This window comes from Peribacillus aracenensis (assembly GCF_025175645.1).
Lineage (GTDB): Bacteria > Bacillota > Bacilli > Bacillales > DSM-1321 > Peribacillus > Peribacillus aracenensis.
In genome coordinates, this window is record NZ_JANZMJ010000007.1 from 148,641 (window position 1) to 170,192 (window position 21,552).

At 41.6% G+C, this 21,552-nt stretch carries 17 protein-coding genes; 2 read left to right on the plus strand and 15 right to left on the minus strand.

Going from position 1 to position 21,552, the window contains the following annotated elements:
- Positions 1-15: 15 nt before the first annotated feature.
- The 5 genes from N0M92_RS09995 to N0M92_RS10015 are packed head-to-tail and all read right to left on the minus strand — an operon-like array spanning position 16 to position 5,199.
- Positions 16-1,290: a peptidase gene (locus N0M92_RS09995; protein ID WP_260285566.1), complete on the minus strand. Its 1,275-nt coding sequence runs from the start codon at positions 1,288-1,290 to the stop codon at positions 16-18.
- Positions 1,291-1,315: 25 nt separating this feature from the next.
- Entirely contained in the window at positions 1,316-2,497 is a 1,182-nt protein-coding gene (locus N0M92_RS10000; protein WP_260285567.1) for a thiolase family protein, read from the minus strand.
- Between the two features lie 11 nt (positions 2,498-2,508).
- The gene (locus tag N0M92_RS10005) at positions 2,509-3,168 is read right to left on the minus strand and encodes a 3-oxoacid CoA-transferase subunit B (protein ID WP_260285568.1); all 660 of its coding nucleotides are present in this window, start codon (positions 3,166-3,168) and stop codon (positions 2,509-2,511) included.
- On the minus strand, positions 3,153-3,851 hold the full coding sequence (locus N0M92_RS10010) for a CoA transferase subunit A (protein ID WP_260285569.1): 699 nt from the start codon (positions 3,849-3,851) through the stop codon (positions 3,153-3,155). Before N0M92_RS10010 ends, N0M92_RS10005 begins: the two co-directional genes overlap by 16 nt.
- Positions 3,832-5,199, minus strand: coding sequence for an aspartate aminotransferase family protein (locus N0M92_RS10015; RefSeq protein WP_260285570.1), 1,368 nt, complete (start codon positions 5,197-5,199; stop codon positions 3,832-3,834). Before N0M92_RS10015 ends, N0M92_RS10010 begins: the two co-directional genes overlap by 20 nt.
- A gap of 159 nt (positions 5,200-5,358) precedes the next feature.
- Here N0M92_RS10015 and N0M92_RS10020 point away from each other — a divergent pair, with 159 nt between their 5' ends.
- Entirely contained in the window at positions 5,359-6,918 is a 1,560-nt protein-coding gene (locus N0M92_RS10020) for a PucR family transcriptional regulator (protein ID WP_260285571.1), read from the plus strand.
- A 231-nt stretch (positions 6,919-7,149) separates the two neighbouring features.
- Here the strand turns inward: N0M92_RS10020 and N0M92_RS10025 are convergent, their stop codons facing one another.
- The 9 genes from N0M92_RS10025 to pruA all read right to left on the minus strand — a co-directional run bounded on the left by N0M92_RS10025 (position 7,150) and on the right by pruA (position 18,980).
- Positions 7,150-7,830, minus strand: a complete 681-nt coding sequence (locus tag N0M92_RS10025; protein WP_260285572.1) for a DUF975 family protein — start codon at positions 7,828-7,830, stop codon at positions 7,150-7,152.
- Positions 7,831-8,262: 432 nt separating this feature from the next.
- The gene (locus N0M92_RS10030) at positions 8,263-9,438 is read right to left on the minus strand and encodes a M20 family metallopeptidase (RefSeq protein WP_260285573.1); all 1,176 of its coding nucleotides are present in this window, start codon (positions 9,436-9,438) and stop codon (positions 8,263-8,265) included.
- A gap of 296 nt (positions 9,439-9,734) precedes the next feature.
- Positions 9,735-11,360: an amidohydrolase gene (locus tag N0M92_RS10035; protein ID WP_260285574.1), complete on the minus strand. Its 1,626-nt coding sequence runs from the start codon at positions 11,358-11,360 to the stop codon at positions 9,735-9,737.
- A 91-nt stretch (positions 11,361-11,451) separates the two neighbouring features.
- A complete protein-coding gene (gene brnQ / locus N0M92_RS10040; RefSeq protein ID WP_260285575.1) occupies positions 11,452-12,783 on the minus strand; it encodes a branched-chain amino acid transport system II carrier protein in 1,332 nt (443 codons plus the stop codon).
- A 241-nt stretch (positions 12,784-13,024) separates the two neighbouring features.
- Entirely contained in the window at positions 13,025-14,389 is a 1,365-nt protein-coding gene (locus tag N0M92_RS10045) for a sigma-54 interaction domain-containing protein (protein WP_260285599.1), read from the minus strand.
- 251 nt (positions 14,390-14,640) lie between these two features.
- Positions 14,641-14,895 carry a hypothetical protein gene (locus tag N0M92_RS10050; RefSeq protein ID WP_076364404.1) on the minus strand — a complete coding sequence of 85 codons (255 nt, stop codon included), beginning with the start codon at positions 14,893-14,895 and terminating at the stop codon, positions 14,641-14,643.
- Positions 14,896-14,932: 37 nt separating this feature from the next.
- Positions 14,933-16,198: a Glu/Leu/Phe/Val family dehydrogenase gene (locus N0M92_RS10055; RefSeq protein ID WP_311202535.1), complete on the minus strand. Its 1,266-nt coding sequence runs from the start codon at positions 16,196-16,198 to the stop codon at positions 14,933-14,935.
- A 22-nt stretch (positions 16,199-16,220) separates the two neighbouring features.
- Positions 16,221-17,414 (minus strand): ornithine--oxo-acid transaminase, encoded by a 1,194-nt coding sequence (locus N0M92_RS10060; protein WP_192206213.1) that lies wholly within the window; start codon positions 17,412-17,414, stop codon positions 16,221-16,223.
- Between the two features lie 18 nt (positions 17,415-17,432).
- Positions 17,433-18,980 (minus strand): L-glutamate gamma-semialdehyde dehydrogenase, encoded by a 1,548-nt coding sequence (gene pruA, locus N0M92_RS10065; RefSeq protein WP_192206214.1) that lies wholly within the window; start codon positions 18,978-18,980, stop codon positions 17,433-17,435.
- A gap of 381 nt (positions 18,981-19,361) precedes the next feature.
- Between pruA and N0M92_RS10070 the strand changes: the two genes are divergently transcribed.
- Positions 19,362-20,774: a sigma-54 interaction domain-containing protein gene (locus tag N0M92_RS10070; protein WP_260285576.1), complete on the plus strand. Its 1,413-nt coding sequence runs from the start codon at positions 19,362-19,364 to the stop codon at positions 20,772-20,774.
- A 73-nt stretch (positions 20,775-20,847) separates the two neighbouring features.
- Here the strand turns inward: N0M92_RS10070 and N0M92_RS10075 are convergent, their stop codons facing one another.
- Positions 20,848-21,534 (minus strand): FMN-dependent NADH-azoreductase, encoded by a 687-nt coding sequence (locus N0M92_RS10075; RefSeq protein WP_260285577.1) that lies wholly within the window; start codon positions 21,532-21,534, stop codon positions 20,848-20,850.
- Positions 21,535-21,552 lie beyond the last annotated feature (18 nt).

Genomic DNA, 21,552 nt, shown 5'->3' on the forward strand with positions numbered 1-21,552 from the left:
CAATTTTCTATTAATTCAGATATTGTCCTTGATACTACACCACTGAATTATAGTTAATGCAATAATTTCTGCAGATTTAAAAACTTTATCCAATTCAATATACTCATCCGGGAAGTGTGCCATTTCCGTTGTCCCTGGTCCAAAAACCACCGTTGGAATTTTCCCTACTTCTGTAAGTAATCCCCCGTCAGTTCCCCAAGGAGAGGCCTCTATCACGGGTTCTTCACCAGTAGTTTCTCTATATTGATGAACTAACGTATTCATCAAATCATGTTCAAGATCGATTTCCCCTGGTAGCCATCGAGCACCAAACCATTCTAAGACAGGTGGATTTTCCTTAAACCATGGGTCCAGGACTGATAGTTGTTGTAGACATTCCTCCATTTCATGTTGTGCATCTTCTATCTTCTCGTTGGGTGCTACACCCATTCTTCCCTCTATTTTCAGCAAATCAGGTACTGAAGATGGCCAGTTTCCTCCTGAAAAAACTCCGATATTAATAGGAATGGGGATAGGGGTCTGCTCGTATAAAGGATCATTAATACGTTGATTCCGGTTAAACTCCAAAGCCCTGATTTGCTCCGCTAGTACCATTGCTTTATCAAAAGCACTTACTCCCTCATATCGTGTTCCCCCGTGGGCTGACCGTCCTTTGACAAAGATCCTAAACCACATGGATCCTTGCTGTTTAGGGAAAACCCTCATATTAGTAGGTTCAGTGATTAGTGCAGCATCAGCTTTATAGCCTTTTAGAATAGTAGATAAAGTCCCTGTTCCACCACTCTCTTCTTCTATAACACTTTGAAAAATAACGTCGCCTCTAAGCTTAATGTCGAGTTGCAGAATGGCTTGTAAGGCTAAAAGGAATGAAACTAGCCCACCTTTCATATCCGTAACACCACGACCATACATTTTTCCTTCCTTAATCGCTCCACTATAGGGATCATCTGTCCATTGTTCATGATCACCCTCAGGGACAACATCAATATGTCCGTTTAAGATTATGGAACGGCCACCGCCTGTTCCGGGTAGAACACCTACAACATTAGGACTTCCTGTAAAATCATCCCTTGACGAGCAAAAGTAGGGACTTTCGGTTAATTCTTCTCCACATGGCTCCCAGGCATCCACCTTTAACCCCATATTCGATAATACTTCAGTGATTATTGATTGCGCTTTTGCCTCATTTTTAGAAATACTAGGAGATTGTACAAGTCGTTGTAATAATTCTGTACCTTCTTCATAATGCTCTTTTAACCATGTTTGAATTTGTTCTTTGATTAACTGCAATACAGTTCACCTCGCTTTAATGTGGTTATAATGTTAGGTTTTCATATATGACGGTAAGCCCCATTCCTCCGGCCATACATAGCGTCACCATTCCATACTTTGTTTTGGTACGTAACATTTCATTCATTAGACTAACAGTTAGCTTAGCACCAGTTGCTCCAACTGGATGCCCCAATGCAATAGCTCCACCATTAACATTTACTTTTGAATAGTCTAACTCTAGTTCTTTAATAACAGCTAATGCCTGTGCAGCAAAGGCTTCATTAAGCTCAATCAAACCAATATCATCTAAAGTTAACCCGGCTAATTCCAGTGCTTTTTTTGTTGCTGGAACAGGTCCAATCCCCATAATGCCTGGTTCAACACCAGCACTGGAAAATGCTTTCACTTTTAACAAAGGTTTAATACCTTTTTGTATAGCTTTCTTTTTTGACATCATTAAAACTGCTGCTGCTCCATCGTTCATAGGGCACGCATTCCCAGCAGTGATTGACCCATCCGATTTAAAAACAGGTGGAAGATTGATTAATTTTTCTAGCTGAATATCCGAGCGTACAGACTCATCTGCCCTGAATAGGTAAGTTCCTTTCGTACCGGTGACCTGAACTGGTAAAATTTCATCTTTAAAATAATGATTTTCAATAGCCTGAACTGCCTTTTTATGGCTATCAAAGGCAAATTTATCTTGTTCCTCTCGGGAGATACCGTAAATTTGCGTTAAGCGTTCGGCCGTCATTCCCATATGTTCATTTTCCAACGAACAAATTAAACCATCAGTTAATAGGGCATCTTCCATTTCTACGTTCCCAAACTTTGTCCCCCATCTATTTTTAACTAAATATGGGACCTGACTCATATTCTCTACCCCACCTGCAATTACCACCTCTTCTTGACCGGCCTTAATCGTTAAGGCCGCGTTAGTAATTGCTTTTAAACTAGAACCACATGCCTTGATCACTACATGTCCTGGAACACTCGTTGGGAATCCAGCTAATTGCGATGATATTCTAGCTGAATTCAATCCTCCCCCATGTACATATCCATGTCCAAATATCACTTCATTTACATCCGCTTTGGTAAGAGTGGTCTTATCCATTAAACCCTCCAATATTTGTCTTCCCATTTCAGTGGCGGAAACACTTTTAAGGGACTTTCCAAATGCACCCACTCCAGTACGAACTCCTGATACGATGACGGCATCTTCCATTTCATTCACTCCTAAACTTTTCCTGTGGTTTTTAATACTTTCAATTGTGCATCTGTATGTTTAATTACATCTTCCACTGTGTAAGGCTCCATAACTTCTTTTAACTCTAATCCTTGTGGCGTTACCTCGATCACAGCCATTTCAGTGATGATCAAACTAACACAACCTTTAGCGGTAAGTGGTAGTGTACATTCCTTCAGTATTTTCGATTTACCTTGTTTGTTTGTATGGTTCATCAATACAATTACCTTTTTAGACTTTTGAGCCAACTCCATCGCCCCACCCATACCAGGGACAAGTTTTCCAGGAACGATCCAATTTGCCAGGTCGCCTTCCTCGCTTACTTCAAGGGCTCCTAAAATGGTAACATCTAAACGGCCTCGCCGGATCATGCCAAATGCAGTAGCACTGTCAAAAAAGGAGGCTCCTTGAACCACCGAACAGGGATAACCACCGGCATTACATAAATTAGGATTAATATCACTCCTGTTTGGTGTCGGACCAGTGCCCAACACTCCATTTTCGGCATGGAATTGGACAGAAATATCCGATGGGATATAATCAGCAATTAATGTAGGAATGCCTATTCCTAGATTAACAATCATTCCATTTTCTATTTCTTGGGCAGCGCGCTTAGCGATACGATGGCGTTCTTCTACTCCCAAACCCATTTCCAATTCACTCCTTCACTTGGAATTACCATATCCACAAAGATTCCAGGGGTTATAATCGATTCTGGATCAAGTTCACCAACTTGAACAATCTCATCTGCTTCAACTATCGTAAAATCCCCCGCCATGGCAACTAAAGGGTTAAAATTACGTGCGCTTTTATCAAATATGAGATTTCCAAGATAATCAGCCTTTGAAGCATGGATTATAGATACTTCAGCAGTTAATGCTGTTTCAATCAAAAATACCTGTCCATTTACAGTAATATGTGTCTTTCCTTCCTCTACAACCGTGGCTAATCCCACATCGGATAAAATACCACCTAATCCCATACCACCGGCTCGAATACGTTCAATCAACGTTCCTTGTGGAGAAAATGTTACGTCCATTTCCCCCTTGTTCATTAATTGACCGGCTATTGGGTTGGAGCCAATATGAGAAGTAATTAGTTTCTTCACCCTTCCTGAACTAATCAATCTCCCAACCCCAACGTCCGGGAAACCTGCGTCATTACCTATTAAACTTAAATGTTTACATCCTTTATTCAATATCCCTTCTACAATGGTAGGGGGAGTACCAATGCCGCCAAATCCTCCGTACATTAAGGAGCATCCGTCGGAAATTCTTTGAAGGGCAGCCTCTAAAGTACTTACCTTTCCTTGTTTAGACTTGGACAGTAGCATTGATCTTGCCCTCCATGTTGAGTTCACATTGCACTTCAGAAATTGCTTCTTCTAAAATATCTACCAAACTATCAATTTCATCTTTTGTAATAACCAAAGGTGGCGAAATGATAATGGCATCCCCCATTCCATTAATAGCTCCTGACGCTGGGTAAATAAGTAACCCTTTTTCAAAGGCTTGTTTAATTACCCTATTTGTTACATTTAATTCAGGTGGATACGGGTTTTTCTTTTCACGGTCGGCTACGAACTCCATTCCAATTAAAAGGCCCTTTCCTCTTACATCCCCAATCATTTCGCAAGACTTTAAAAGCGCTTTCAATTTACTCATAAGATATATCCCTTGTTCTTCTGCCTTTTCTACCAATTGATGCTTCTCAACGTATTTAATAACCTTTAGTGCAACTGCTGCAGATTGAGGATTGGCGCTATAAGTATGGCCTCCCATAATGGACTTAGATCCATTTAATATAGGTTCCATAACTTTATCACTGACTAGAGTAGCTGCCATTGGGGTATACCCTGAGCTCATTCCTTTTCCTAGAGTAATAAGGTCTGGAGTAACATTCCAATGTTCTATTGCAAACATCTTCCCAGTACGGCCAATTCCGGTCATTACCTCATCTGCAATAAATAGGACGTTACAACGCTCACAAATCTCCTTGATTTTTTGATAGTAATTAGCTGGTGGAGTGATGGCCCCCCCAGAAGCTCCTATAATTGGCTCGGCAATAAATGCAGCAACACGTTCTTCCCCAATACGCCTAATCTCCATTTCAAGTTCTTGAGCACAAAGAAGACCAAATTCTTCTTCAGTTAAATGATCGGGTCGACGATAAGTGTAAGGGGCAGCTACTGAAGGATAATCAGCTAACATCGCTGCAAACCTCTGTCTTCTTAATATATGTCCTGACATGGATAATGCTCCCATTGTAATGCCATGATAACTAGTCCACCTAGATATAATGCGATCCTTTTGTGGTTGTCCTTTTTCTTGCCAATATTGTATAGCAATCTTCATCGCTGTCTCGGTCGCTTCTGAACCACTATTTACAAAGAATGACCAATTAAGATCTCCCGGAGCCAATTGACTCAATTTTTCTGCTAGCTTTTCAGCCGGTTCATTGGTAAATTGTGATCTATAAGAAAATGAAATTTTTTCTGCCTGTGCAAGGGTTTCTTTAATAACCTCCTGTACACCGTGTCCAATACTTACCGTTACAGCTCCAGACGACCCATCCATATATTTCTTACCGCCCTGATCATATATATATATGCCTTTTGCAGATGCAGCTATTGGATATTGCTGTCCTAATACCGGTTTAATTAAATAATCTCGTTCCTTCATCCATTACATCTCCCTCGGAATAATAAGAGTATATGAAAACTTTATTAAAATTTCTGACAGATAACAATTTGACAAACGTATGAAAAAATAGATGTTCCATTATACACCGCGTATAATGGATGATAGGATAAACTAAGTTTAATCACTAGGGGGCTATCTATGGCTATTCGGATTTCTGAAGCTTTGCAACTGCCTATCATGAAACAAACAAAATTAAAGGCTGGAAAAAAGGGGTTACAAAATTGGATCAAATGGGTAACTATTGTGGAGGTAATTGAAGATATCTATCGTTTACAAGATGGAGAGTTTTTGATCACAACAGGATTCGGATTAGGAGAAAATACGAAGGAACGCAAGGAATTCGAAAAGCTTTTATCCATCGGAAAACTATCTGGAATAGCTATATATACAGGATTTTATTTAAAGGAAATTCCAAAATCATTTATTACCATCGCAGATGAATATGCCTTACCTTTAATTGAAATTCCAGCAAACATAAACTTTTCTATGATTACAAAAGAACTACTGGTACAAATTGTTAACAAACAAAGCCAAACATTTGAATATTCACTACGGATCCATCAGGATTTTACACGGCTTGTATTAGAACAACACGGATTTGATCCCATTACAAAAACCCTTCATGAAATAATTGATGCAAGTGTAATCCTTATAGCAAAAGATGAAATAATAAGTTCCTACATAAAACATGACTTCATTGATATTAACAATTTAAAGGATCTAAATGAAAAACAAATGGATAACTACAAAATTAATAGTCAACCTATTATAGCTAATAAAAATACCTATGGAAGTCTACTCATTATAAAGGAAAAAAGGTTATCGGAAGAATTGGATTCAATTGCAATTGAGCATGCCACTACTGTATTTGCGATTGAATTTTTGCGGAGGAAAGCAGTAGAGGAGACACAATTGAGGCTCACTAGTGACTTCCTGGAAGAAGTATTAAATCCTATAATCCCAAATAATAAAGATATGATCGAGAGAGGACGTAAACTGGGAGTAGACCTTACAAATCCACAAAGTATCATATATATTTATTTTCCATTATTGAAAGAGGAGAAAATAAAGGAAAAATACATTGAGTTAACCGAAAGTATTCAATACACCATGGGAAAGTCAAAAATCCCCTACCTCATGAGGACAAAATCCGATAGTGTCATTATTTTGGTGGAAGCAAAACCTGGATTAAATATTTTAGAGTTAGCTGAGAACCTCTTAAATAATTGGAATTCGGCATTATCAAATGAACAAATAGCTATAGGTATTGGTAAAACAACTGCCGACGTTTATCAATTACACAAAAGTGCTGCTGAATCTGAGCAAGCAGCACGATTTTCCCAAATTCTATTTAAACCAAAATCCATAGTCCATTATAACGATTTTGGCGTATATCAATTACTCATTGAAATGAAAGAATCAGGGGTAGATTTAGAAGAATTTTACCAAAAATACATTGGAAATCTGCTTGATTCAAAAGGTATAGACCTCATTACTACACTTGAAGCTTATCTTTTTTTCAATCAAAGTATTAAAGAAACAGCAAGCGAGTTATATATTCATCGCCATACACTGAAGTACAGGTTAGAACAGATACAGAAAAAAACTGGATTAGACCTAAACAATTATGATAATGGCATAAAGTTATACTTAGCTATTTTGGCATATAAGTTATTAAAATACATTCAAATTCAGTAAGGTGAAACGGATTTAACAACCTTTCAACTTTCACCTTTCGTTTTTACCATTTCCCCCGACTCATAATTGGGTGGAAACATATTGATTTTCTTGGAAAATATACATTTGATTCACGCTTTTCCCGCAGGAGTCTCGTACCTTACGTTCCAATCAACATTGTTTTGAAATTTTAGGTAATGCCCCTTTTGTCTACAAATTCAAACCGATAGCCATTGGCTATCGGTTGATCTTTTATCCCTCTATTTGTTGATCGTCGTCAATATCTCCTTGAGGCACGATTAATTCGTTATAGAATGCAGCCATTGTTGTTCCTGCATAAGGAATCAGCCATAGTAAACCGATTCCCACCGTGAACATGCAAAGGATGCCCCACCCGATGAAGCTTAGGTGCATAAGGAAATACTTCCATTTCAAGCCCTTCATTCTTTTTCTGCTTTCTGTAATGGCTTCAAGCACCGTGTATTCAGGATGATCCTTCAATAAGAAAAACTGCTGCGAATAGGCGATAGCTTTGATGATACCTGGAATGATTAATAATAATGACCATAAAAAAATGAAAATTGCTTGTAAGATGGATGCCCCAATAAGTTTGAAAGAGGTTTTTCCATCTTTATAGATGGCGAATACTTCTGGAATATCAGGGTTTCCTTCCCTAACCAAATTCAGGTAGAACCAAGTGGTCGAAATGGTAAGCGGGATTAGGGCAATGGAAAAGACCATGCTGAAGATATCCGTCCATAATGGTGTTTCTTCCTGCATGAACCATTGTGAAAACCCACCGCTTCCGATCACATCGACAATTGAAGGTAAAATGAGGTTGATCAAGAACAAGAGCAACATAAGCGAAATAGTTACTCCCCATTTACCTCCCAACGACTGAAGGGCTTTCCTCTTTAATTCTGAGATTCTCATACTCTGTTTTAACTCCCCTTTTTTAAATGGCGGAATTCTGAATGTTCCTTTTTATTGTAAATACGGATGGATTCAGAAAAACCACTATTTATTTGATGTTAAATCTCACGTTGTATTTTAAAATAATATTTCTGGCCGTGGGCTTAAATTCCTAGAAAGCACACATGGATAGAGTCAAGCGGTTGAACCGGTTTCGGACAGCCATATCCACTCCTTTCATACCCTTGGTTTACTGGCTTGTTTGTTCCATAACAGTTTATGAAGGGGAATAAGGCATTATGCGCTTCTAAATTAAAATACCTTCGCAAAACCATACCCTGTTAAGAGGGTGAACGGTCAGCGAAGGCGCTTGTATTTATATTGGTAAAAAGTCCTTTCGTTAATCTAGTTCTTTTTTCCTTCTCCCAGATAGGCCGGGCCGCTCATATAATTCTATCCTAAGATTTTTCGAACAGCATGGATAAAGATGTTAACACCGTACTCCATGGCCTCTTCGTCAAAAGTAAAACGCGGATGATGGTGGGGATAGGTGATTCCCTTTTCCTTATTCCCAGCTCCTATCAAGAAATAATTGCTAGGTGCCTTCTGTTGGAAAGCCGAAAAGTCCTCAGCCCCCATCGTCGGTTTTTGGTGGTCGACAGAATGTTCTCCATAAATTTCACCGACAGTTTCTTCAATGAGCTTGGTGACTTCATTGTCATTTATGACCGGCCGATATCCAGTTAGATAGTCGAATTCATAAGAGGCGCCATGTGCTTCCGTAATGCCTTTGATTACCCTTTCCATAAGAACTGGCATGGATTCCCGGAATTTCAAATCAAAACTTCGAACCGTTCCGCTGATCTCTACGGAGTTTGCAATGACATTGGCCGCTTCCCCGCCAACGAACTTTCCGATGGAAAGAACCAAGTTGTCCAACGGATCTGTATTGCGGGACACGATATATTGAAGGTTCGTAACGACCTGGGCACCAATTGAGATGCTGTCAATCGTTTCATGAGGTGCAGAACCATGCCCTCCCTTTCCTTTGATGGTCAGAAAGAAGCCATCCGGCGCAGCCATCATCGGTCCATACACGATGCCAACTTTCCCGACTTCAAAGGTGGACATGAGGTGGGCACCAATCACGATATCCACACCTTCCATAACGCCTGCATCCACCATTTCCTGCGCTCCCCCAGGAAAATACTCTTCGGCATGCTGAAAAAAGAAGCGGACTTCACCTTTCAGGCTATCTTTCATTCCGGAAAGGATTTTCGCCGTACCAAGAAGCATCGCCGTATGACCATCATGACCGCAAGCATGCATGACACCTGGTGTTTTGGATTTAAAATCGAAAGAGTTCTCTTCCTCGATCGGCAGTGCATCCATATCTGCACGGATGCCTAATGTTTTTCCGGGCTGTGTACCAATCAAGCGGGCCATCACACTGTATTTTGTCGGACGTGTAACTTCCAGGTTTCCAAATGACAACAGGGTGTCGTATACGAATTGCGATGTCCGCTCTTCTTGATAGGATAATTCCGGATGCTGGTGAAGATGACGTCGCCAAGCAATCACATCTTCTCTTACACTTTTTATTTCCGGATATAACTTCAAACTTTGCATGACCATTTCCTCCTCAAATATGAACTAAAAAATCTATTCATCCAGTAAATCAGCAAGTTGTGTGCCAATTATTGATCTTCTGCAATTAACCATCCGGCTTCTTGGTAAATTGGATTTCAGCAAACCCTTTGCGCCTTAGACACTCAAACGGCAACATCGCTTTCAAGGCTTCCTCGCATGGAAGAGTAAAATTTTTTACCCTTTAGCGTAAAATTTTTTTTACTGCCGCTGAACATCCGTACCAAGAAAGGGAAAGGGACGAAAAGGAAAACTGCCCCCTTTTCGTCCCCATTTTTCTATTTAGTTATCGTCGTTTCTTTTTGATAAACCAAAGTACCGCCCATATAGGTTTCTTCCACTGTAATCCTATCGATTTCCTCCGGTCTGATCGCCAAAATATCTTGGTCGAGTACAATGAAATCTGCATGATAGCCCGGAGTGAGCTGCCCGACATCCGGGATTCTCGTTATCTCCTGAGCGGCCCTTGTATATAGTGTAATCGCGGTAGTCACATCTACACGCTGATCCTGCCCTGTGTCAGTACCGTCATAGGCAACGCGAGTTACGGCTGCCTTGATTCCAACGAACGGATTGACCGGATCGACCCATGCCGTGGCAGGTGCATCGGAAGAGAATGCCAGTTTAATGCCTGCTTCTAACATGGATTGGATGGGGTAGGTTCGCCTTGTGCGATCTGCACCCAGATTATTAAGGTAGCTTTCGATTTCGGCATATAAGAAGATTGGTTGGGGAACAAAAGCGATACCCGTTTCAGCTGCCCGCTGAAGTGCTTGCTTTGTAGGCATGGCTGCATGTTCGATCCTTATCGATGGACCATCCGCGATCCATCCCGTTTTTCCGTAAAAGGTATTCACGATCAAATCGATCGCTTGCTCCCCCATTGCATGTATGACCAATTGAATATTGTTTTTCCTGGCTGCCTCAGCTGCACTTAACAACTCTGCCTCTGATGTCATCTGTATGCCATGGTTCTTTTCTTCCCCTAAAAATGGCGGATCGACCCACGCCGTTTGACCTGACACGCTGCCATCCGAGAATAACTTAACCCCACCTATATGATTCTGGCTTTCTCTGTTTGTTTTACCTTTATCCAAGATCATATCATTCTTCATATCTTCCCAAATGTAGTATAAAACTGTACGTTGCTTTAGGCCCTTTTCGCTTGCTGCCCTATACATATCCAAGTAATCGATCGGCTTGGTCCTTGCCAGGAGTTCAGTGATTGCCGTAATCCCGTGTGATAATAATTTGGGACTCAATTCGGCAAGAGTATCCGTTTCTTCTTCAAATGTTTGAACCGGCATCACTTTATTGACCAATTCTTTTGCATTTTCCCGTAATATCCCTGTCGGCTCCCCTTCTGAATCCCTGTCAATCTCCCCCCCTGCTGGATTTGGCGTGTCCTTCGTGATCCCGGCCAATTCCAATGCCCTGCTGTTGACGACGATAATATGGCCGCAGGTCCGGGTTATGACAACAGGGACGTCCGTTGTCGCCCTATCCAAATCGTAGCGTGAAGGGGACCTTCCTTCCGTCAATTTCCCTTCATCATATCCCCAGCTTTCAATCCAATCCCCTGAATTATGGGATTCACACTGTTCACGAACGGCCTTGATCAAATCCTCAATCGATTCAACGACAGGGGGCATACATGGAATTTGCTTGGCTGCCTTAGCTAAAAATAGCGGATGCAGATGTGCATCAATTAGTCCGGGAAGTACCCGCCGCCCTAGAAGATCGATCCGTTCCCCATTCATTCCATCTGTCTCTGACTGTTCTCCAACCCACTCGACGCGCCCATTATGAACAACCATGGCACTCGCATAAGGTTGTTTCGGGTTCGCTGTAAATATTTTTCCGTTTATATAAATACATTTCATATTTCGTTTATTCGCATTCATACTTTCCCTCTCCTTAGTAAGTAAAATCTAAATGATGAAATCCAAATCACCTATTTATTCCCATATTCAAACTTATGCCCTTTCTCAGCATTTAAGATGAATGATTTTCGCCATTCATGGGGCTTGAAGGAATTTCCTGAGCCTGTTTTCCATGGATGAACGTTCCTGCCACGAATCCCAGTACCGCCGGAATGAGCCATGCAAACCCATACGAACTGAATGGAATGATGGAAATGAAATCATTCATGAATCCTATATGGAGGCCGATGCTTTCCAATGTTTCGCATAAACTGATGATGAAAGTGGCCAGGACCGACCCCTTATAGGCTCCCGCGTTTGGTATGTATTTGCGGAAAACGCCAAGTAAGACAACCACAATCGAAACAGGGTAAATTCCCATGAATAATGGTACGGAGTAGTCGATGATCTTTTCGACACCCATTAGACCCATCAACACTCCAGTGGCGCAAACGACGATCACCCAATTACGGTAACTTACTTTTTGCTTCGTCAACCCGCTAAGGAAGTCCGCTATCGAAGCGGTTATTCCAATCGAGGTGGTAAGGCACGCTAATGAAACCGCTATGGCCAATGCAATCGTGCCGTAATCTCCAAGCAGATTATAAACCAGGCACGTCACCAGCTGCGCACTCTCCATGTCATTAGGGAATAACCCGCTTCCTGTAGCACCGATAAACAGAAGCCCCCCGTATATGATGAGCAATCCCAAACCAGCCACTATGGTTCCATTCATGACCACTTTCTTCATTTTGGAAGTTTCGGCATATCCTTTTGCCGCAATCGAGCCAATGAAAACCGAGGCACAAAGAAGGCCCGTGAACACGTCACCCGTCTGATAAGCACTAAAAAAGGAGTGACCGAACGGATTTTGAATTTCCGTATTTACAGGTGCCCCCAATGGATCGAATGTGCCTTTGATGACGATAAAAAGAAGAATCGCGAACAGGGCAGGCGTTAGCACTTGTCCGACTTTATCAATGAGATTAGATCGATCGCTGGCAAAATAAAAATTCAATCCAAAGAAAGTGATCATCGTCACGAAAGATGGCACATTCGGGAATAATGTATGAACCCCCATCTCATGGGTCATAGCGGCCGTCCGGGGTACAGTGACGAGCATCGCGATCCCTATCATGACGACCAGATTGAATACCTTATAAAACCAGGGGCTTATCGGCCTTGTCAGTTCTTCAAATTTCCCTTTTGAATTCAGGACCGCCACAACTCCCAGTATAGGGAGTACGATTCCCGTAAGAATGAAGCCAACTAGCGCCACAAGCCAATCCGACCCTGATGCAAGTCCGATCGACGGAGGGAAAATCAGGTTGCCAGCCCCAAAAAATACCGCAAATAAAGCAAAACCAAAAATAAGGCTGTCACGTACTATCTTGTTTGTATTCATCCATTCACCTCTATTTTTTTATCACTCGATGAAGCCTCTTTTCATACGCCTATCCTAGTAATAAGCAAATACCGTGCCAATCTTAATAATATTTGAATAGTTTTTATCCATGTTAACCTATAAACGCTACATGCAAAGCAAAAAGGGCCACGATTCTATTTAGCGTATAGAATCGTGGCCCTTCGATTATCAAAATCCATTATGAAGGGGTGAAATTTTTCCCCCTAGCGTAAAAAAATTTTTACCGCAATTTATGTTTCTCCATTTTATATTTCAATAATTGTTTAGAGATGCCAAGCTGTCTGGCAGATTCCGCAATTTTCCCATTCGTGTTTTTCAATTGACGAACAATGATCTCTTTTTCATATTGCTGAACCGCATCCTTTAAGGAATCCACATTAAGATTGTTGTCTTCAGCCATTGGAGTTTCCGTATAATCCCTGATTCTTCCGGGAATATCATCAAGGGTAATTCTACTTGACTGGACATGATTATATGCCGTCTCGACCGCGTTTTTCAATTCCCTGATATTCCCTGGCCATGGATATCTTTTGAAGCATTGGAGCACTTCATCCTGAACACCGTCTATATAAATATTCATCGTATTGTTGTAAAAATTCAGATAATGGTCAACAAGGACTTCTATATCTTCTTTTCTTTCCATCAAGCTTGGCAAGTCAATCTGCACGACACCAATTCTATAGAATAAATCTTCCCGCAGCCGTTTCTCCGCCAGTAAAATATCCGGTACCTCATTCGTTGCTGAAATCACCCTAATGTCCACGCGGATATTTTTCTTTCCGCCCAGTCTCCTGATCGTTTTCTCTTCAATCGCTTTCAGAAGCTTCACCTGAAGATCAATATCCAAGGAATTGATTTCATCCAGAAATAAAGTTCCCCCTTCAGCCTGTTCGAATAGACCCGGCATATCTTCCGACCCGGTGAAGCTCCCTTTATTCGTACCAAACAAAGTGCTTTCCCATAAACTAGCAGGAACTGCACTGCAGTTAAGTGAAATGAAGGGCTTTCCAAATCGATCGCTTAAATTATGGATCGCCTGGGCGATAAGTTCTTTTCCTGTGCCCGTTTCCCCAACGATCAACACATTTGAGGTCGTTAGCGCAATTCTTCCAAGTTTATCTTTAATGCTTTCCATTTTAGGGTTAACCGTGATGATATCATCGATCGTATAAACGGTATTATTTCTCCTGAAAATTTTATGGTTCGAATATTTGTCCAAATGTTGGATGGCATCCTTGGAAAAGAAACGCTTAGAGAATTCCACGGCACCAATGATTTTACCGTTTTCGGCTATCGGAAATGTGGAATTGATCGTTTCGATGACCTCTCCCGTTTTGGTGATCATCTCTTGTTTTATATTACATAACGGTTTTCCCGTCCTTAACACATTCATGAGCGTACTATTTTCGTTTGTAATGTTTTTATAAAAGGAAGTGACACTCTTCCCCATGAATTCTTCCGGCCTTATCCCAAGCTCTTTAAGGACATTTAAATCTGCCATATCATAAAAAATGATCATCCCTTTATCATCTACGACCAAAACATTATCAAAGTCGGATAATCGCCTGAATATATCCACATCCATATTCACCCTTCCCGCCTCCTCTCAACTTTACATATTCAATCCCTGACAATCCCCGCAGATCAGTTGTAGCTTCATGGTTTGAAACTGCTTCGTGCATTGTCCAATCATTCTGATATTTTACCATGAAACAGGGCGTTTTTTCTTTTCAAACTTTTTCCTGTCTTTATGATTGCCATTTAAATGATCACAACAAAAAAGAGCATCCCAAAGCAGAAATCGCTTCCGCCTTTGGAACACCCTCTTTCCTATAATCAATCAGAGCCAGTTATAACAAAATCGTCTTGGAGCAAAGCTAAAGGAAGCTTTCTATTAATAGGATCCCCTGCCGAAACATTAATTTCAGTAATGTGACCACTGGCACCTATTGAAACATCAATCAATTTCCCATCCTCCGTTTTCACTAAAAAGAGCCTCTCCCATTCATAAACATAGGAATTCTTTTGAACGTAAACTTGTTCAACGGTCCCATCCTGAGCACACTCGATGGTATGAATCGGTTTTAACACGGAATCACTCCTCCACTCTCCATTATTTGACTAAAGCTTATACCCAGCCACGGAATATGGAGGCTTCTGCCATTTTTCTGACACCCACCATATACGCTGCCAGCCTCATATCCACTTTTCTTGTTGCGGACATTTCATAAACTTGATTAAATGAATTGACCAATAACTCTTTTAATTTGGTTTGGACTTCAGCATCTTCCCAATAATAACCTTGATTATTTTGAACCCATTCAAAGTAAGAAACTGTCACACCGCCTGAACTTGCCAATACATCAGGCACGAGAAGCACATTGCGTTCCGTCAAGATCTTGGTTGCCTCCAAAGTGGTCGGTCCATTCGCTGCCTCCACGACAATTTGGGCTTTGATAAGATGGGCATTTTCTTTGGTGATTTGATTGGAAATGGCAGCAGGCACTAAAATATCACAATCTTGTTCCAGAAGTTCCTGATTGGTGATTGTATTATCGAATAGTGTCGTTACCGTTCCAAAGCTATCCCTTTTATCAAGTAAGTAATCGATATCCAGACCATCCTGGTTATAAATGGCACCATATGCGTCCGATATGCCAATCACTTTCGCACCTGCATCATGCATGAATTTGGCCAAAAAGCTTCCTGCATTCCCAAATCCTTGGACGATGATGCGTGCACCTTTCAATTCTATGCCCTTACGCTTTGCCGCTTCCTCGATACAGATTGTGACACCTTGTGCAGTCGCCTTTTCCCTACCGTGTGAACCGCCCAGTACCAGTGGCTTACCTGTAATGAAACCAGGAGAATCGTGTTCTCTTATTCTACTGTACTCGTCCATCATCCATGCCATGATTTGTGAATTCGTATAAACATCCGGGGCCGGAATATCTTTTGTCGGCCCCACTATTTGGCTGATTGCCCGAACGTATCCACGGCTAAGCCTTTCCAATTCACCGATGGACATTTGGCGCGGATCACAGATGATGCCGCCTTTTCCTCCGCCATATGGCAGATTCACGATTCCGCATTTCAAACTCATCCACATTGAAAGTGCCTTGACTTCTTCCTCATCGACTTCGGGATGAAAACGGATTCCGCCTTTCGTCGGACCGACAGCATCGTTGTGCTGGGCACGGTATCCAGTGAAAATCTTCGTCGTATTGTCATCCATCTTAATCGGAATCCGGACGGTCAGCATCCGGAGAGGTTCCTTCAAAAGCTCGAACACTTCTTCAGAATAGCCAAGCTTATCAAGCGCCTCCTTGATTACGACCTGTGTTGAATCAAGCAAGCTGGCAGTTTCTTTTTCTTCTTTGATCGTTGTACTCAATGGAATTCACCTCATAGGTATATTAGGATAAAACTCTTTTAATGCGTTCGATTGCCCAATCCAAGTCTTCTTTTGTAATCACTAATGGCGGAGCAAAACGGATAACTGTATCATGTGTTTCTTTACATAGCAGTTTTTCTTCTTTAAGCTGCTCACAATAAGGTCTTGCGGCTTCCGTTAATTCGACTCCGATGAATAAGCCTCTGCCGCGGATATCTTTAATCATTGGATTCTTGATTTCTTTTAAACTATCCATAAAGTATTGTCCAAGCTCCAATGAACGTTCCGCAAGCTTTTCTTCTTCAAGAACTTCCAATGAAGCGATGGAAACCGCACATGCCAATGGATTGCCGCCGAATGTAGAACCATGTGAACCAGGATTGAATACGCCAAGGATTTCACGGTTTGCAGCTACGCAAGAGATTGGGAAAACCCCGCCGCCCAGCGCCTTACCTAAAATGTACATGTCCGGAACTACTCCATCCCAGTCAGAGGCGAACATTTTTCCTGAACGTCCAAGTCCTGACTGAATTTCATCAGAAACGAATAGGACATTATTTTCTTTACATAAGTCGTAAGCTTCTTTTAAGAATCCTTGTGGCGGTATGATGATTCCCGCTTCACCTTGAATCGGTTCGATTAAGAATCCAGCCGTTTGCGGTGTAATCGCTTCTTTCAATGCTTCAAGATCGCCGTAAGGGATAAGCTTGATCCCTGGCAGCATCGGTCCGAAGCCCCTTCTATATTCCTCATCGGATGATAAGGACACCGCTGCCATTGTACGGCCATGGAAGTTACCGACACAAGCAATGATTTCAGCTTGGTTTTCTGCTATTCCCTTAACATCATAACCCCAGCGTCTAACAGCCTTGATTGCTGTTTCAACGGCTTCAGCACCCGTATTCATAGGCAGTGCCATGTCTTTTTGCGTAATGCGGGAAACCATTTCATACCATGGGCCCAATTTATCACTATGGAATGCACGGGACGTTAATGTTACGCGATCAGCTTGCTTTTTTAATTCGTCGATGATTTTCGGATGCCTGTGGCCTTGGTTCACTGCTGAATAGGCACTAAGCATATCCATATATTTGTTGCCTTCAGGATCTTCCACCCAAACTCCTTCTGCCTTCGCGATGACGATTGGAAGTGGATTATAATTGTTTGCACCATATTGTTCTGTTTGCTCGATTAATTTTTCCGTTACTGTTGTCATGTTGATTCCCCCTAAAATTTATAGCGTTTCAGATGTTGTTTTTCCTTGAAGATGAAGAACTAAATAATCAGGACCGCCCGCTTTTGAATCTGTACCTGACATATTGAATCCGCCAAATGGCTGGTATCCTACAATGGCACCAGTACAGCCGCGATTGAAGTACAAGTTACCTACGTGGAAATCCTCACGCGCTTGTTCGATATGTTCGATGTTGTTCGATATGACCGCACCCGTTAATCCATAATCCGTGTTATTGGCAATCTCGATTGCATGATTGAAATCTTTTGCCTTACAGAATGCAACCACTGGTCCGAAAATCTCTTCTTTCATGACGCGTGCGTTCTCATCCACATCGGCAATGATAGTTGGCTGGATGAAGAAACCTTTTGAATTGTCTCCTTCTCCCCCTGCAACAATTTTCCCTTCTTCTTTACCGATTTCAACGTAGCTCATGACTTTGTCGTAAGCGGCTTGATCGATGACCGGACCCATGAAGTTGCTTACATCCGTTGGTTCCCCAATTGTTTTTTCTTTCGTTAATTCAATGGCACGATTCAAGACTTGGTCATATACATCTTCCACTATTACGGCACGTGAACAAGCAGAACATTTTTGACCGGAGAATCCGAATGCAGAAGCGACGATTGATTGTGCCGCCAATTCCAGATCTGCCTCTTTATCAACAACGATCGTATCTTTACCGCCCATTTCAGCGATGACACGTTTTAACCAGATTTGACCTTCCTGAACTTTTGCAGCACGCTCATAAATGCGGATTCCAACATCACGAGATCCAGTAAAGCTGATGAAACGTGTACGAGGATGATCCACCAAATAATCGCCCACTTCGGCACCGCTTCCTGGAATGAAGTTCACGACTCCAGCAGGCAAGCCCGCTTCTTCCAATACTTCGATGAATTTAGCTGCAATGACCGGTGTTGTACTGGCCGGTTTCAATAAGACTGTATTTCCTGAAACAAGAGCAGCCGTCGTCATGCCTGCCATGATCGCAAACGGGAAGTTCCAAGGTGAGATGATGACACCGACACCAAGTGGAATATAATTGAAAGCATTATGTTCAATCGGACGGCTTTCGACTGGCATGCCGTCTTTAAGCTTCAGCATTTGACGTGCATAGTATTCCATGAAGTCGATTGCTTCCGCTGTATCTGCATCCGCCTCATTCCAAGGCTTCCCTGCTTCTTTAACCAATAGTGCCGAGAAATAGTGTTTTCTTCTCCGAACGGTGGCTGCAGCCCTGAATAAAATATTCGCACGCACTTCCGCGTTCGTTTTTCTCCAAGTTTGGAATGTCTTATCTGCCGCCTGCATCGCTTGCTCGGCAAGATCCTTATTCGCTTTGGATACGGTTCCGATAACTTCTTCTTTATTTGCTGGGTTTACAGAGGTAATGACTTCATCAGTAAACACTTTTTCACCATTAATGATCAGCGGATATTTCTTCCCTAAATCATTAGCTACATCATTCAATGCCGCTTGAAAAGCTTTTTTGTTTTCTTCGATTTTAAAATTAGTAAATGGTTCGTGTTTATATGGTTGGACCATTATGGCTCATCTCCCTAAAGTTTATGTTTTTACTTCTCGCTTATTAATCAAGCAAGTACCGTGCCAACTTTTCATTTTTTTGAAAAAATAATGTTTTTTCTTTTAAAATGCAAAGAAATTCAGCACTTTTGGGGCAAAACTGACATAGAATGCCATTATTTTTTGCTCTAATCCCTATTTTTGTCGCTTAAACCTTACACTTTTATTAATGCAAAATTCATGCCAACTAGAAAAACCATAAAAAACAGCGTTTTTTCACTTTTTCCGCAAAATATTTTTGCACTTCAATGCAAAATATTCTTGCTGTGCAAATTTTATTTGCGCCTTTGCTTTAATTCCTCTACAATAGCTCTAAGAAAAGAAGAAAAACGGGAGGCATTCATGCATTTAGATCAAATCATTAAAATAGAAGGTTTCCAAACCATCCTCCACTCACTAGTGGACGTAATCGATATCGGGTTACATATAATCGATATAAAAGGGCGGACCATTATATATAACAAGAAAATGGCTGAAATAGAAGGCATGGATTCGGAAGAGGTATTAGGGAAAAAGATTCACGAGATCTTTAAATTCAAGGAAGAAACGGAGAGCACATTAATACGGGCGCTTCATTCTGGAAGGAAAACCGAAAACTCGAAGCAGACCTACTTCAATAATCTCGGACAGGAAATTACAACAATCAATAATACATTTCCGATTTTGGACCAGAATCAAAATATCATCGGAGCCATTGAAGTGGCAAAGGATATAACGAATCTTGAAAGAATCATTAAAGATAATATCCTGAATAAAGGCGATACGAAATATACGTTTGACAGCATCATCGGAACGAGTGAGAATTTCTTGGAAGTCATTGAAAAAAGCAAGCGTTCGACCAGGACGGCATCCTCCATCCTCATTGTCGGGGAGACGGGAACGGGAAAAGAACTCTTTGCCCAAAGCATCCATAATGGCAGCAGCCGTTCGACACATCCTTTCATCAGCCAAAACTGTGCTGCCCTGCCAGATAGTCTTATTGAAGGAATTCTTTTTGGTACGAAGAAAGGGGCCTTCACCGGATCGATTGAAAGGCCAGGTTTATTCGAACAGGCACAAGGCGGGACCATCCTTCTTGATGAAATCAATTCCTTAAATCCGAATATGCAGGCGAAATTATTAAGGGCCCTTCAAGAAAGGACGATTCGCCGCGTTGGGGATACAAAAGATAAAAAAATTGACGTACGGGTCATAGCAACGATAAATGAAGATCCAATAGATGCCATTGCAAATGATCATTTACGAAAGGATTTATATTATCGATTAAGTGTCGTTTCGTTATTCATCCCGCCTCTTCGTGAACGGAAAGAGGATATTCCCTTGCTGGCGCAATCCTTCATCGAGAAATTCAATGCGCTGTTCGAATTGAATATTGAAGGGATCAGTGAAGAGGTCTACTCGCTTTTTTATGATTACGACTGGCCCGGGAACGTAAGGGAACTTGAACATATCATTGAGGGGGCCATGAATTTAATGGAACCTGGCGATACAAAGATTGCCATCACCCACCTTCCGACTCTATTTAGGAAGAAAGCCCATTTGGAAGACATTCATCCCGAAAGAAAAGAGAATCATGCAAATGGAGATTTACAGGAGTCGACCTTATCTCTTGATGATTATATTGCCAATACTGAAAAGCAATATTTGGAGAAAATCTTGAAAGAACACGGCATGAATATCTCCCAAGCTGCCAAGGCCTTGAATATAAGCCGCCAAAGCCTTCAATACCGCTTGAAAAAGTATCAGGTCAAATAACATCATTCCCGCACAAAAAAGGCCCCCATTAATATGGAGGGCCTTCTTTGCCTGCTATTCATTCCACTCGCAATCAGAATGTTTCAGCCGCTTTTGCAACGTTTTCCAAACCATCTGCGATGATTTCTTGTGTCCGGTCCGGATACTGATTATGGCCTTCAATGACCACGACCTCAGGATTATTGATTCCCCATAGGCCAATGATATTTTTCACTAAATTCACGGCCATTTCAGCAGAAGCCATTCCTTCCAATGCATAATCAGAACCGCGGGCATTCAATAACATGACTTTCTTATCACCAGCATACCCGACAGGACCTTCCGCCGTATAATTGAACATTTTACCGGCTTGTGCCAAATAGGAAAGGTAGGTGATTAGCGGTGCAGGAACCGTTGAGTTCCATAGAGGGAAAGCGAATACCACTTTATCCATGGCCAGGAATTGATTTAAATATTGGTCAACCAGTTCTGCCGCCTTTTCCTCTTCAGCTGTCAGTTCAAGACCTTGGCTGCGTTTATACAACCCGGTTATCGCCGTATTTCCATAGTACGGAAGTTCTTCTTTAAATAAATCCAGCTCGGTCACTTCATCTGTTAGGTGTGTCTCTTTATATGCTTTTAAGAAGGTGTCATACATTTTCGAGCTGATTGCCTGATCTGCTGGACGATCATTCACTTTAACGAATAATACTTTTGTCATTTCTCCATTCTCCCCTGCCGCGGTTTCTTTATTTCCAAATAATTTACTTAAGAATCCCATTATCCTCACCCTTGCTTT